The organism is Vibrio sp. 2092 (assembly GCF_033339635.1).
Classification (GTDB): Bacteria; Pseudomonadota; Gammaproteobacteria; order Enterobacterales; family Vibrionaceae; genus Vibrio; species Vibrio alginolyticus.
Genome location: NZ_JAWOUY010000003.1, coordinates 79,703 through 94,250, shown reverse-complemented (window position 1 = coordinate 94,250; position 14,548 = coordinate 79,703). Strand labels below are relative to the sequence as shown.

Genomic DNA, 14,548 nt, shown 5'->3' with positions numbered 1-14,548 from the left:
TATTTAGCCTCTAAGCTTAAACTTTTTTAGGGAACTAAAATTTAGGGATCAGGTTAGCTTTGGAAATGTTACTTAGAGCAAACTCTTCTTGCTGACCGTCTACAGTAATTGTCACTGTTTCGCCATCAACACCGTGGATAATACCTTTCCACTTACGACGGTTTGCTACAGCCATTTTCAATACGATGCTGACCTCGTGACCAATAAATTGCTCGTAATGTGCTGCTTTAAAAAGTGGTCTTTCTAAACCTGGAGAAGACACTTCTAGGCTGTAAGCAACAGAAATTGGATCTTCAACGTCTAAAACTGCACTAACTTGGTGGCTAACTTCTGCACAGTCGTCTACGTTAATACCATTTTCATGGTCAATGTAGATACGTAACGTTGAGTGCGCGCCTGCACGAATGAATTCTAATCCAACTAACTCATAACCTGATGCCGCTACTGGCGCGTCAAGCATTTCAGTAAGTTGTCTTTCTAAACCAGTCATTTAACCACTCCAGAAACAAAAAAAGGGCTCAGAGCCCAATCAAAAAACCAAGCAGTATCTGAGCTATTTCAAAAAGCTCAGATAACAAAAAACCCCGATAGTCGGGGTTTTATGCTGCTGGACCCTGATACGTTAAGAATAGCCAACAATTGCTTTTCTTAACTCGTAGTGTGGTTAGCACTACGCAAACTTGCCAATCTACGATTTCCTTTTAAAGAAAGAGATTGGTTGCGGGGGCCGGATTTGAACCGACGACCTTCGGGTTATGAGCCCGACGAGCTACCAAGCTGCTCCACCCCGCGTCCGACTTGCTGAGCATTATACTCGCAAACAAGTGATTTACAAGTTTGTAAATACATGGTGCCGAGAGAGGGACTCGAACCCTCACACCTAAGGCACTAGCACCTCATGCTAGCGTGTCTACCAATTTCACCATCTCGGCATCAAAACCTTACAGCTTATTGAGGAATTTCATCACCCGCTGGGGCAGGAACTTCACTCGCTGCATCCTTAACTTGTTCAACAACTGGTTGACCTAACGTTGGGTCTACCCATTGTGATTCAGTCTGGTGCGTAGACATACGACCAAGTAACAAGCTAACGATAAAGAATACGGTTGCTAAAATAGCAGTTGTTCGGGTTAAGAAATTACCTGAGCCGCCAGCACCAAACACTGTGTTTGAAGCACCAGCACCGAACGAGGCTCCCATATCTGCGCCTTTACCTTGTTGAATCAACACAAGGCCAATCACACCAAGCGCTGCCAACAGGTAAATCACAAGTAGAACTGAAAACATTTTTTCCACCTATGTTCCAAATTGTTGAGCCAGCGCCGTTCAAAAGAATAAATCATTATGAACAAGGCTAGCGACCTCCTAACGGGAGGCGGAGCAATACTAGCGAAAGCCAGTAACGCTGACAAGGGAAAATTAGTAAAAAATCAATGCCAATGCGTTAAGCGCTCAAAAAAAGGGCAAAAGATGCCCTTTTCATTCAAGACATGCTTTAACGCAATGATTAACAACTTGCTTTAACAGCCTCAGCGATTTTCAATGCTGAGTGTTGAACTAGTTCACCATCTTCGCCTTCCACCATAACGCGGATCAAAGGCTCAGTGCCAGACTTACGCAGCAGTACACGCCCTTTATCACCAAGTGTCGCCTCTACTTCAGCGACAGCGTTTAATACAGCTGTAGCTTCAAGAGGGTTACTTTCTCCTGAGAAACGGACATTTTCTAAAACCTGAGGATATAGTGTCATTCCTTGCGATAGTTCATATAAAGACATATCGCTGCCAATTACAGAAGCAAGTACTTGAAGTGCAGCAACAATCGCATCGCCGGTTGTGACTTTATCTAATAAGATCACATGGCCTGAGTTTTCAGCACCAATTTTCCAACCTTTTTCTAGCAGTTGCTCCATGACATAACGGTCACCAACAGCGGCACGTACAAACGGAATGCCTAGCTGCTTTAAACCATTTTCCATACCCAAGTTAGTCATTAGTGTACCAACAACACCACCCTTTAGCTCACCACGACGAAGAGCATCACGAGCGATGATATAAGCAATTTGGTCACCATCAACTTTGTTACCTAGGTGATCGACCATAATGATGCGGTCACCATCACCATCAAATGCGAGACCAAGGTGCGCTTGCTCTTCAACAACACGCTGTTGAAGTGCTCGTACGTCTGTTGCGCCCACTTTTTCATTAATGTTGATGCCGTTAGGCTCTACGCCCATAGCGATAACTTCTGCCCCAAGTTCTTTGAAGACATTTGGAGCGATGTGGTACGTTGCACCGTGCGCACAGTCTACTACGATCTTAAAGTTCGCAAGGCTCAACTCAGATGGGAAAGTACTCTTACAGAATTCGATGTAACGACCAGCTGCATCATTTAGACGGGTTGCTTTACCAAGCTCAGCAGACTCCACACATTCAATTTCTTTATCTAACTCAGCTTCGATCGCCAATTCGATATCGTCAGGTAGCTTAGTACCCTCAGAAGAAAAGAATTTAATTCCGTTGTCGTAATATGGGTTATGTGATGCAGAAATCACAATACCAGCCTCGGCACGGAAAGTCTGAGTTAAATATGCCACAGCTGGAGTTGGCATGGGACCAGTAAATGTTGCTTTAAGTCCCGCAGCTGCAAGGCCTGCCTCTAGTGCAGATTCAAGCATATAACCTGAAATACGTGTATCTTTACCTATGATAACTTTCTTTGTGCCTTGTTTCGCTAGTACACGACCAGCAGCCCAGCCAAGCTTAAGTACGAAGTCTGGAGTGATTGGGTATTGTCCTACTTTACCGCGCACACCGTCAGTACCAAAGTAACGTCTTTCATTCGACATAAACTTTCCTTTATTATATTTAAATATTGTTTTTCGTCATCTCAACAACTTTCATCGCTTCGATTGTCTCTTCAAAGTCATGCACGCGAATGATCTGCGCGCCTTTCATCGCGGCAATCGTAGCACAAACGACACTTGCGTTCGTACACTCTGCCGCTGGCTTGTCTAACAGTTTGAAGATCATGGATTTACGAGACATGCCAGCCAAAATAGGCAGGCCGAATTCATGAAACTTTTCAAGATGAGCAAGCATATGATAATTGTGTTCGATTGTTTTGCCAAAGCCAAACCCAGGATCGAGAATCAGTTGAGATTTATCAATCCCTGCTGCTTCACACGCCGCGATACGTTCTTCTAGAAAAGCCGACACGTCCCCCATTAAATCATCATAATGAGGGTCAACTTGCATGGTCCTAGGCTGACCTTTCATATGCATCAGACAAATTGGAAGGTTTGCTTCTGCTGCGACTTCCAGAGCACCTGGCTCTTGCAGCGAGCGGATGTCATTGATCAAATCAGCCCCAGCATCAATTGCTTGACGCATCACTTCTGCTTTACTGGTGTCAACGGAAATCCACACATCATACTTTTCACGAATGGCTTTGATTACTGGGACAACACGCCTAAGCTCTTCTTCCAAAGACACATCCGGTGCACCAGGTCTTGTCGATTCACCACCAACATCAACAATACTTACACCAGCCTTTATCATTTTATCAACTTGAGCAAGAGCAAGTTCAATTGAGTTGTATTTACCGCCATCCGAAAAGGAATCCGGTGTCACATTTAGAATGGCCATGACATGTGGACGCGAAAGGTCCAAAGATTTGTTATTTGCTGTAATCATCATCATAAACACAAAAACCCCGAGATAACTCGGGGTTTAATATTATCGATACTCTTTATTCAGAGTCTTTCTTTTCAGGCGCTTCGTTAGAAGTTGTTTCAGAAGAGCTAGGCTGTTCTGCATCTTTCGCAGTCTCCGTTGCTTCTTCTTTAACTTCTTGCTTTGCTTGAGGCTTGTCGCTGTCTTCTGGTTTGCTTGCTGAGTTATCACTCCAGCCCGCAGGCTCACGAATTTCAGCTTTGCGCTCCATTAAGTCATCAATCTGGCGAGCATCAATGGTTTCATACTTCATCAGCGCATCTTTCATCGCATGCATGATATCCATGTTCTCTTGAAGAATCTTCTTCGCACGATCGTAGTTGCGGTCAATGATCTGACGAACTTCGTCATCAATCAACTTCGCTGTATCGTCAGACACATGTTTAGTCTGAGTTACACTACGTCCTAAGAACACTTCGCCTTCATCTTCTGCATACAGCAGAGGACCAAGCTTTTCAGAGAAACCCCATTGAGTAACCATCTTACGAGCAATATCTGTTGCGCGCTCGATATCATTAGAAGCACCGGTTGATACTTTGTCAGCACCGTAGATAAGTTCTTCTGCTAAACGACCACCGTACAAGCTAGAAATCATTGATTCTAGGTGTTGGCGAGACATGCTCACGCGGTCCTGCTCTGGAAGGTACATTGTTACACCCAACGCACGACCACGTGGAATGATAGACACTTTGTACACTGGATCGTGTTCAGGAACCAAGCGACCAACAATCGCGTGACCCGCTTCGTGGTATGCGGTTGACTCTTTCACTTCCTCAGACATCACCATTGAACGGCGCTCAGCACCCATCATGATTTTGTCTTTCGCCAGTTCAAACTCAACCATAGAAACGTTGCGCTTGTTACCGCGCGCAGCAAACAGGGCTGCTTCGTTAACTAAGTTTGCTAGGTCAGCACCAGAGAAGCCTGGAGTACCACGTGCGATGAGAGAAGGCTCTACATCACCCGCTAGAGGGACCTTACGCATGTGAACTTTTAGGATCTGCTCACGGCCACGTACATCTGGAAGACCAACTACCACTTGACGGTCAAAACGACCAGGACGCAGTAGCGCAGGGTCTAGCACGTCCGGACGGTTAGTCGCAGCGATAACGATAATACCTTCGTTACCTTCGAAACCATCCATCTCAACGAGCATTTGGTTTAGTGTTTGTTCACGTTCATCATGACCACCACCAACACCTGCGCCACGTTGACGGCCTACCGCATCGATCTCATCGATAAAGATGATACAAGGTGCAGCTTTCTTTGCTTGTTCAAACATGTCACGCACACGAGATGCACCAACACCAACGAACATTTCTACGAAATCAGAACCAGAGATAGTAAAGAATGGTACTTTCGCCTCACCGGCAATGGCTTTCGCTAGAAGCGTTTTACCCGTACCAGGAGGACCAACCATTAGAACACCCGTTGGAATCTTACCGCCTAGTTTTTGGAAGCGGCTTGGATCGCGTAGGTAGTCCACCAGTTCTTTCACGTCTTCTTTTGCTTCGTCACAACCAGCAACGTCAGCAAAAGTTGTCTTGATTTGTTCTTCGCTCATCATTCGAGCTTTGCTCTTACCAAAAGACATGGCGCCTTTACCACCGCCGCCTTGCATTTGACGCATGAAGAAAATCCATACACCAATTAGTAAGATCATTGGGAACCAAGAGATGAAGATAGTACCAAGCAAGCTTTGCTCTTCTGGAGGCGTGCCTTGTACTTTCACGTTTTGGTTAATTAGGTCATCTAGAAGCTTTTGGTCATACACTGGCATGTAAGTGACCATTTTGGCACCGCCGCCACGACGAACAAAGCTAATTTCACCGTCTTTAAAAGTTGCTTCTTGAATCTGGCCTTGGCCAACTTCCTGTACAAACGTGGTGTAATCCACGGTTCTGCCATTGCTTTCTCCAGGGCCAAAGCTCTGAAATACCGACATCAATACGACGGCGATAACAAGCCACAGAATTAAATTTTTTGCCATGTCACTCAAGGTGTAAGCCTCTCGATAACTAATTGTAATTAAAGGTAGGGTACTACAGTTCATTAACTGTAGCTATAGTGTTAACACGCTCTCAAGAGAGCAAAATGGTTAACCTTTGTAACCAGTGGCTACGACGAAGACCTCTCGAGAGCGAGCTCGCGATGAGTCTGGTTTTCTAATTTTTACGGCTTTAAACATGTCTCGGACTTCTTTCACATACTGATCGAAGCCTTCCCCTTGGAAAACCTTTACGACAAAGCTACCATTAGGCGCTAGAACTTGTCGACACATATCTAAAGCTAATTCAACTAAATACATAGCGCGAGGTTGATCAACAGAATTGTTTCCCGCGATGTTAGGCGCCATATCAGACATTACTACGTCTACCATGGAAGGTTGGATCCTTTCTAGCAAAGCGTCCAATACCGCATCATCACGAAAGTCGCCTTGTAAAAAGCTAACGCCAGCAATCGGGTCCATAGGAAGCAAGTCACACGCAATGATCTGCCCACTGTCCCCTACTATCTTAGCAGCATATTGAGACCATCCGCCCGGCGCGGCCCCCAAGTCGACGACTGTCATTCCAGGCTTTAACAATTTATCTTTCGTTTGAATCTCATCGATCTTGAAATAAGCACGTGAGCGGTAGCCTTTTTTTCGGGCTTCATTCGCGTATTTATCATCAAAGTGTTCTTTCAACCAACGACCAGAACTAGCCGAATGTTTTTGTTTACTCATTTTAATCCCAACAAGGCACAAATTGGAGCTATTGTTTTAATAGGCGCTACCTATTACTCAATAAATTATAGTCTTCAGCAATAGATGGCGTTAAAATAGCTTTTTTCAACCCTTATTTTAAAGAAAATTGGCCGCGTAATGAACCTAAGCACCAAACAAAAGCAGCACCTTAAAGGCCTAGCTCACAGTTTAAAACCTGTTGTGCTAATGGGCGCAAATGGACTTACAGAAGCCGTGCTAGCAGAAATTGAAATCGCTCTTAACCATCACGAACTTATCAAAGTAAAAGTTGCTTCGGAAGATCGTGAAACAAAACAGCTAATCATCGACGCTATCGTACGTGAGACGGGCGCTGAAAAAGTTCAGACTATTGGTAAAGTGCTTGTGCTATACCGCCAGTCTGAAGAGCGTAAAATCGAAATCCCTCGTAAGTAACTCTACTTACGTTGCTGAAGAAAAAAGGTCGCCTGAGGCGACCTTTTTGCGTTTTATCAGAGTAATAATGCTACTCCAAACGACTTAGATATATTCTACTCGGTCAATTTCGAAGTCTTTCGCGCCACCCGGAGTTTGAATAGCAACTTCATCGCCTTCCATCTTACCAATCAGGCCACGAGCAATAGGTGAGCTCACTGAAATGCGACCTGCTTTGATATCGGCTTCGTCATCACCAACGATTTGGTACGTTTTTTCTTCTTCGGTGTCGATATCAATCAAGGTTACGGTTGAACCAAAAATAACTTTACCCGTGTTCTCCATCTTCGTTACATCAATAACTTGAGCAACTGACAGTTTGTATTCAATGTCACGGATTTGTGCTTCACAAATGCCCTGCTCTTCACGAGCGGCGTGATATTCAGCATTCTCTTTTAAATCACCTAGCTCACGAGCTTCAGCAATTGCCTCTGAGATCTGAGGACGTAGTTTAAGTAGACGATCGAGTTCTGCACGTAGCTTTTGCTCGCCACGTAGTGTCATTGGAACTTTTTCCATTTTATAACCTCAAGCCCAAATGGGTCTTTGGACAAAAAAAGCCCACCCTGTCATAGGACTGGGTAGTGCGCTTAAAGATGTATTTCGTTTAGTGTAAACAAACTCCCGGACGAAATCATCTTAATTCGAAAGACAGTAAGACTATGCCTTTTCGGCATAATGATATGACTCACTTTTAGAGCGGTTCTAGGGCGAATCACCTTCTCAATTTATTGAAAAACAACACTGTTCATTACACCAAAAACCTCAAAAAAGATAAAAACTAATCAATGTCAGGCCAATGTCATTGCCAATAATTTCAATCAAAAACAGTAATTTAAATAAAAACAACGCACAATTGAACAGTGTTCATCAGTGGGATTTATATCATTTTACTAACTCATACGGAAACTTTAGCAGTAAAACATGTCCAGCGAGTTGTTAGATCAATGGCTTACAAGTGCGAACTATATCGCTCAATTAGCCAATTTTGGACCAACAACTTGTGAGAGATCACCTCTCCCCCATACAACAATGATTATGGACAGCTAACTAGGACAAATAAGATGAAAAAGACTCTAATTGCTCTTTCTGTATCTGCAGCAGCTATGGCAACTGGCGTAAACGCAGCTGAACTTTACAACCAAGACGGTACTTCTCTAGAAATGGGCGGCCGTGCTGAAGCACGTCTATCTATGAAAGATGGCGACGCTCAAGACAAATCTCGCATCCGTCTAAACTTCCTTGGTAAACAAGAAATCAATGACAACCTATACGGTGTTGGTTTCTGGGAAGGTGAATTTGAGACTGCTCAAAACGGTACTGTAGACGGCGACGACAAGAGCGATCTAGAAACTCGTCTTGCTTACGCTGGTCTTGGCGGTGCTTACGGTGAGTTCGCATACGGTAAAACTGAAGGTGCACTAGGCGTTATCACTGACTTCACAGATATCATGGCTTACCACGGTAACTCTGCAGCAGACAAACTAGCTGTATCAGACCGTACAGACAACATGATGGCTTACAAAGGCCAGTTTGAAAACCTAAGCGTAAAAGCAAGCTACCGCTTCGCTGATCGTATGGAAAACAAAAACACTGGTGAGTACTACGACAACAAACAAGACGGTTACTCTCTATCTGCAATCTACGCTCTAGCTGACACTGGTCTTGAGCTAGGTGCTGGTTACGCAGATCAAGACAAAGCTAACGAGTACATGCTAGCTGCATCTTACACAATGTCTGATCTTTACTTCGCTGGTGTATTCACTGACGGCGAGAAAATGGAAGATTCAAACAACAGTAACACAGTTGATTACACTGGTTACGAGCTAGCGGGTGCTTACACTCTAGGCCAAACAGTATTTACAACATCATACAACAATGCAGAAACTAACAACGAAACTTCTGCAAACAACTTCGCTGTTGATGCTTCTTACTACTTCAAGCCTAACTTCCGTGGTTACATTTCTTACAACTTCAACCTGATTGATGCAGGTGACAAGTTTGGTTCAACTGACACGAGCAAAACAGTTGCAACTAAGATCGATGCTGAAGACGAGCTAGCTCTAGGTCTACGTTACGACTTCTAATTCCGGTCTTTGACTAGAATATCGAATGCCCGCTTGAAGCGGGCATTTTTTATACTTCATTTTAAGCAGCGCGCCTTTCTCTCGTGTCTCATTCATGAAGACATTTGAAGCATTTCTTTAGTTACCTAGCATATTGAAAGGACTTGCGTATACTCAATCACATAACTCACCTTAGAAAGTATCATTATGCGTTTACGTTGGCCCTTGCTCATATTCTCTTCATTACTTTCTGCTTTTTCACAAGCGTACCCTCATCAAGAGGTGTTGCCTGAAGGCGCCCGCATCAGTTTAGTTGCGGAAAAACTCAGTGAAAATGCTGAGCTTGACGGTGTTCATCCTACCGAACAACTGTTCCCACCAGCGAGTACATTAAAAATCGTCACCGCATTAGCCGCAAAGCTAGAACTGGGTGATAATTTCCGGTTTCGAACCAAGCTGGAAACGTCGAACTCAGATGCAGTGATTTACTTTGTCGGCGACCCAACACTCCAAACCAACGACTTAAAATCACTTCTCACTCTAGCTAAGAAAAATGGCTTAAAACGGATTAACGGTGACCTATGGCTCGATAACAGCGCATTCACTGGTTATAACCGTGCGGTGGGCTGGCCGTGGGATATCTTGGGAGTTTGCTACAGCGCTCCGGCATCGACCATCACACTCAATAACAACTGTGTACAAGCCTCTATCTATACACAAAAAGATGGTGGAACGCGGGTCTACGTACCAGAGCATCAACCTATTCGTGTCACAAGTACCGTAGAAACAGTTTCTAAAACCATTAAGAAAAGTCGTCATTGTGACTTAGGTTTAGTTGCAAATCCCGATAACAACTACAAGCTAACAGGGTGCTTGGTTGAAAGAGACAAACCATTGCCACTGAAATTTGCGGTTCAAGACCCTGAGCGTTACACCAGTCAAAGGTTGGCGACTTTGCTCAAGGAGCTCAACATTGGAGTATCAGGAAAGATTAGGGTCGGTACGGCGCCAGAAAAGCAGCGAAAGCTCATCGCAATGCATCAATCAAAGGCCTTACCAGACATTCTTGAAGATATGCTCAAAAACTCTGACAACTTGATTGCCGACACATTAACCAAAACACTTGGTGCTAAATTTTTCGTTCAGCCAGGCAGTTTTACTAACGGTACAGAAGCGATCAAGCAGATCATTTTCGCCAACACTGGTATTGATATTCGTAATGCGCGCCTAGAAGACGGCTCAGGACTTTCGCGAAATAACCGGATCTCCGCGACCAAGATGGCTGAAATGCTGCGCTATATTTGGAAGCATGAAAACGAACTCAAATTGATTGCCATCATGCCGAAATCAGGTGAATCCGGCACATTAAAGTACCGACAAAGTATGCGAAAACTTCCAATTAAAGGACAGCTGATCGCGAAAAGTGGCTCTATCTACGGGACTTACAATATGGCTGGATATGGCTTGGATAAAAATGGTCAACCTAACACCATTTTTGTTCAGTTTGTTTCAGACTACTTCCCAGAAAAACGGGACGACAACACACCTGTCATCGCCCCGATTACACATTTTGAGCAGCTTTTTTACAATGACATTGTGAACTTTAGTCAGGCAATACCTAAGAAATAGTTCACCACGTTAAAGTAAATCCACATTCCTGAAATATCGACGATAGACGCAAGAACTGGACTCACCAATACGGCTGGGTCCAACTTGCAAGCTCGTGCAATAATTGGCAACAGCCCGCCCAATGTTGTAGAAATGGTGACTTGAATGAACAGCGCAACTGCTATTGCCAGTGCGATATCGGTCAGTTCAAAGCCTCCTGTTGATTGTCCTGCACTAAATAACATAATGCGTCCAATCATCACGATAGCGATCGCTAGCGCAATAAATAGAGCGACTCGGCTCTCTTTCCACAAAACTTCTAACCATTGGCGTTTTTTTAACTCTCCAGTAGCAAGAGCACGAATCACTAAAGTTGCTGCTTGTGTTCCTGTGTTACCACCAGCAGCTGCAATCACTGGCATGTACACTGCAAGTAAAACAAGCTGACTAAGGGTGTCCTCATACTGAGCAATGATCAAGCCTGACACTATCCCTAAAAGAGCCAGTGCAATGATCCACCCAATACGCTGCTTCACGTGCCCCAAAACACTAGTCGATAAATAACCATCAGGTGTATCAACTTCAGACATATGCAGACCTAATTGGTGAGCATAATGACGTGCGCGTTTGTCATGGCCTGCTTGCTCAAGTTGAGCAATAAGACTATTCACATAGCCGACAGAGCAATGCTGTAAAATACCTACAGCCTCATCAATCGGCATAACCGTAAGCAAATGGACTTGTTGCTCTTGCTCGTACTGCAAGAATGCATTGCGAGCTGCACCAATTTCTACTTCAGAAAAGTTTGGTGTTGTTTCAATAAAAGTGTTGTTCATTACCGTCATGGCGAATCTCCCGATTGGCATTGGTAACGACCATCGACAAAGCATGAAAAGCCACTCTTGCACGCTAAAAGTCAGACAACAAATAAGATGCACAGAGAAAACCAATGCGAATGCACTGTCTATTCAGAATGTATGAAGGAAATAACGAGAAGAAAATTAGAAAAGATGCCTCACCACTTAGGTAAGGCGGAGATCGCCAATACCGAAGCGGGTTATTTCGCTCCCTTAATCTTACTCACCCAACGACTGGGAGGATGGTCGGTATTGTTCATGTAAATCTCCGATAGCGCTGCCATTATTGGCAGCGCAAGTATAGTAGCAAAGTTCATCAGGTATGGAAGTTTTACTTTGCCGTTTTTGCTAAATTTTCATACAAAAAAAGCGCCCTTCGGACGCTTTCATTTGCAGTCATTATGGATTACTGAATAGTAATACGAGCAAATTTACGTTTGCCTACTTGGAACACGTAAGTACCCGCTTCTGGAGCAAATTTGCTGTCCGCAATTTTTTCACCATCAATCTTCACAGCGCCCTGCTTAACCATGCGCATCGCATCTGACGATGATGGACATAAACCTGCTTCTTTCAACAGATTACTCACTGGGCGACCTGCGTCAAAGTCAAACTCTGGCATTTCATCAGGAATTTGGTTCTTCGCAAAACGGTTTACGAATTCTTGCTCTGCTGCATCGGCATCGGCTTCACTGTGGAAACGAGCAATAATTTCTTTTGCTAGCAATACTTTGATGTCACGAGGGTTTTTGCCCGCTTCTACATCAGCTTTGAATTGAGCAATCTCTTCCAGAGGACGGAAAGAAAGCAGCTCGTAGTAGCTCCACATTAAGTCATCAGAAATAGACATGATTTTACCAAACATTTCGCTTGGCGCTTCGCTGATACCGATGTAGTTGTTTGCTGACTTAGACATCTTCTTCTCGCCATCAAGGCCCACTAGAAGCGGCATCATCAGTACAACCTGAGGTTTTTGACCGTGAGACTTTTGCAGTTCACGACCCATTAGAAGGTTGAACTTCTGGTCTGTACCACCTAATTCAACATCCGTTTCCATTGCTACTGAGTCCCAACCTTGTAGAAGTGGGTACATGAACTCATGAATAGCAATTGGCTGACCACCCGCGTAACGCTTTTTAAAGTCGTCACGCTCTAGCATACGAGCAACGGTTTGGTTTGCCGCAAGGCGAATCATACCTTCTGCGCCCAATTCAGACAGCCACTCAGAGTTAAACTGAATTTTAGTCTTTGCAGGATCGAGAATTTTGAACACTTGCTCTTTGTACGTTTCAGCGTTACGCAATACGTCTTCACGACTTAGCGGTGGACGAGTTGTGTTTTTACCTGTTGGGTCACCAACCATTGCAGTGAAGTCACCGATTAGGAACGTCACTTCATGACCTAGTTCTTGGAACAAGCGAAGCTTATTGAAAATAACCGTATGGCCTAGGTGAATGTCAGGTGCTGTTGGATCAGCGCCCAATTTAATACGTAGAGGACGGTCTTCTTTTAGTTTTGCGATTAGCTCTTCTTCTGGAATCAGCTCTTCAACACCGCGCTTAATCTCGGCTAGTGCAGCTTCAATGCTCGCCATTCTTGTTCACTCCCACAGATTTGGCAAAAATATAATAGCTGAACATATTACTTGAATAGCGATGCATTTTGAAACACGTTAGACTAGGTAGTTGTCACTTTTTCCGTTTAATTTAGCAATCAAGTACCTCATGCATTCGATTTTTGTCCGACTTCCACTCTTGCACAAAGTATTGATCGGTTTTTTTAGTGCGCTGATTATCTTCGCGCTCTTCTTTTTACCTGATCCGCAAGACCTAGACCCGCAGCAGAGCCGATTAAAAGTTGGTCAACATTATCCTGTTCCAGTTTCCCTCGAACTCAGTGCACTAAATAGTTCATCGCCTGCGGTTCCCGCCGTGCTGCGCTGGGAGACATACAAGGTAAAAAATGGCGAGAGTGCTGCCATCTTATTTAGTCGCGTAGGGCTTTCTGCTCGTCTATTACATGAACTGGTGTCATCAGACAAAGAAGTGGAAAAACAGTTAACTCGGCTTCGACCTGGTGACCGATTGCAATTTGGTTTTGACGAAAATAACGACTTGGTGCAGCTAAGAAGAACACTAAGCGCGTTCGAGACTTTTCGTATCACATTAAAAGACGGCAAGTACGTTTCTGAAGTTGATAAAAAAGAAGTCGACTTCCAGTACAACTACGCTGAAGCCACCATCAAATCAAACTTTTGGAATGCAGGAATATCTTCTGGATTAAATGGTAACCAAATCATGGAACTGGCTGGCATATTTGGTTGGGACATCGACTTTGCTTTAGATATTCGTAAAAACGACAGCTTCCGAGTACTTTACCAAGAGGAAGTGGTAGAAGGAGAAGTAATCGGCCGTGGAAAAATCATTGCTGCGATCTTTAAAAACCAAGGCGATACCTTTACCGCAATATTGGATCAGAAAAGTGGCAAGTATTACGACGAAAATGGGCGTGCAATGAAAAAAGCATTCTTACGCGCGCCGTTGGATTTCCGTCGAGTTTCGTCTAACTTCAACCCACGCCGCTTACATCCAGTGACGGGACGCGTTCGTCCTCATAGAGGCACGGACTATGCAGCACCAGTGGGCACCCCGATTTGGGCGGCTGGTGATGGTGTTGTTCAAAAATCGTCTTACAACAAATTTAATGGTAACTACGTTTTCATTAAACATAGTAATACTTACATTACCAAGTACCTGCACTTAACCAAACGTACTGTACGAGCTGGTCAACGCGTTAAGCAAGGCCAAACCATCGGTACGCTTGGCGGAACTGGCCGTGTAACTGGCCCTCACCTGCACTATGAGTTCCTTGTGAATGGTGTCCATAAAAACCCGCGCACGGTGAATTTGCCACAATCTAAATCCCTGACAGGAAAAGCGAGACAAACTTTCATGGCAAACGCGAAAGTTAGCATGGACAAGCTTGAACGCTACAGCAAACTGCTAGCAATGAAGTAAGGCAAGGTATTGAAAAGGGCAGCTTCGCTGCCCTTTTTGTTTTGTCGATATCATCACGATAAAG

The 14,548-nt window shown here is 44.3% G+C and carries 13 protein-coding genes and 2 tRNA genes; 4 read left to right on the top strand and 11 right to left on the bottom strand.

Going from position 1 to position 14,548, the window contains the following annotated elements:
* Nucleotides 1-34 precede the first annotated feature (34 nt).
* From rimP to rlmE, 8 genes are all read right to left on the bottom strand, one after another.
* Nucleotides 35-490, bottom strand: coding sequence for a ribosome maturation factor RimP (rimP, locus tag R7P80_RS06860; protein WP_005386424.1), 456 nt, complete (start codon nt 488-490; stop codon nt 35-37).
* 225 nt (nt 491-715) lie between these two features.
* Nucleotides 716-792: transfer RNA gene (locus R7P80_RS06855), tRNA-Met, on the bottom strand.
* Between the two features lie 56 nt (nt 793-848).
* Nucleotides 849-932: transfer RNA gene (locus R7P80_RS06850), tRNA-Leu, on the bottom strand.
* A gap of 16 nt (nt 933-948) precedes the next feature.
* Entirely contained in the window at nt 949-1,287 is a 339-nt protein-coding gene (gene secG / locus R7P80_RS06845) for a preprotein translocase subunit SecG (RefSeq protein WP_005380080.1), read from the bottom strand.
* Nucleotides 1,288-1,507: 220 nt separating this feature from the next.
* Entirely contained in the window at nt 1,508-2,848 is a 1,341-nt protein-coding gene (gene glmM, locus R7P80_RS06840) for a phosphoglucosamine mutase (protein WP_005388992.1), read from the bottom strand.
* Between the two features lie 19 nt (nt 2,849-2,867).
* The gene (gene folP / locus R7P80_RS06835; RefSeq protein WP_017820419.1) at nt 2,868-3,698 is read right to left on the bottom strand and encodes a dihydropteroate synthase; all 831 of its coding nucleotides are present in this window, start codon (nt 3,696-3,698) and stop codon (nt 2,868-2,870) included.
* Nucleotides 3,699-3,750: 52 nt separating this feature from the next.
* A complete protein-coding gene (gene ftsH, locus R7P80_RS06830; protein WP_017635895.1) occupies nt 3,751-5,724 on the bottom strand; it encodes an ATP-dependent zinc metalloprotease FtsH in 1,974 nt (657 codons plus the stop codon).
* 108 nt (nt 5,725-5,832) lie between these two features.
* Nucleotides 5,833-6,462: a 23S rRNA (uridine(2552)-2'-O)-methyltransferase RlmE gene (gene rlmE, locus R7P80_RS06825; RefSeq protein ID WP_104975562.1), complete on the bottom strand. Its 630-nt coding sequence runs from the start codon at nt 6,460-6,462 to the stop codon at nt 5,833-5,835.
* A gap of 138 nt (nt 6,463-6,600) precedes the next feature.
* Here rlmE and yhbY point away from each other — a divergent pair, with 138 nt between their 5' ends.
* Nucleotides 6,601-6,897: a ribosome assembly RNA-binding protein YhbY gene (gene yhbY, locus R7P80_RS06820; protein ID WP_005380066.1), complete on the top strand. Its 297-nt coding sequence runs from the start codon at nt 6,601-6,603 to the stop codon at nt 6,895-6,897.
* Between the two features lie 84 nt (nt 6,898-6,981).
* On the opposite strand, the gene greA is transcribed toward yhbY, so the two are convergent.
* Nucleotides 6,982-7,455: a transcription elongation factor GreA gene (gene greA / locus R7P80_RS06815; protein WP_005380065.1), complete on the bottom strand. Its 474-nt coding sequence runs from the start codon at nt 7,453-7,455 to the stop codon at nt 6,982-6,984.
* A 545-nt stretch (nt 7,456-8,000) separates the two neighbouring features.
* On the opposite strand from greA, the gene R7P80_RS06810 reads away from it, so the two are divergent.
* Both R7P80_RS06810 and dacB read left to right on the top strand, forming a co-directional pair.
* Complete coding sequence (locus tag R7P80_RS06810) at nt 8,001-9,023, top strand: porin (protein WP_005380064.1); 1,023 nt, start codon at nt 8,001-8,003, stop codon at nt 9,021-9,023.
* 186 nt (nt 9,024-9,209) lie between these two features.
* Nucleotides 9,210-10,631, top strand: coding sequence for a serine-type D-Ala-D-Ala carboxypeptidase (gene dacB, locus R7P80_RS06805; RefSeq protein ID WP_017820417.1), 1,422 nt, complete (start codon nt 9,210-9,212; stop codon nt 10,629-10,631).
* On the opposite strand, the gene R7P80_RS06800 is transcribed toward dacB, so the two are convergent.
* Nucleotides 10,610-11,455 (bottom strand): magnesium transporter, encoded by an 846-nt coding sequence (locus R7P80_RS06800; RefSeq protein WP_005380062.1) that lies wholly within the window; start codon nt 11,453-11,455, stop codon nt 10,610-10,612. The two genes, dacB and R7P80_RS06800, sit on opposite strands and share 22 nt — an antisense overlap.
* A 418-nt stretch (nt 11,456-11,873) precedes the next feature.
* Nucleotides 11,874-13,061, bottom strand: coding sequence for a tyrosine--tRNA ligase (tyrS, locus tag R7P80_RS06795; RefSeq protein WP_017820416.1), 1,188 nt, complete (start codon nt 13,059-13,061; stop codon nt 11,874-11,876).
* A gap of 130 nt (nt 13,062-13,191) precedes the next feature.
* On the opposite strand from tyrS, the gene R7P80_RS06790 reads away from it, so the two are divergent.
* Complete coding sequence (locus tag R7P80_RS06790) at nt 13,192-14,484, top strand: peptidoglycan DD-metalloendopeptidase family protein (RefSeq protein WP_033905576.1); 1,293 nt, start codon at nt 13,192-13,194, stop codon at nt 14,482-14,484.
* Nucleotides 14,485-14,548: the final 64 nt, after the last annotated feature.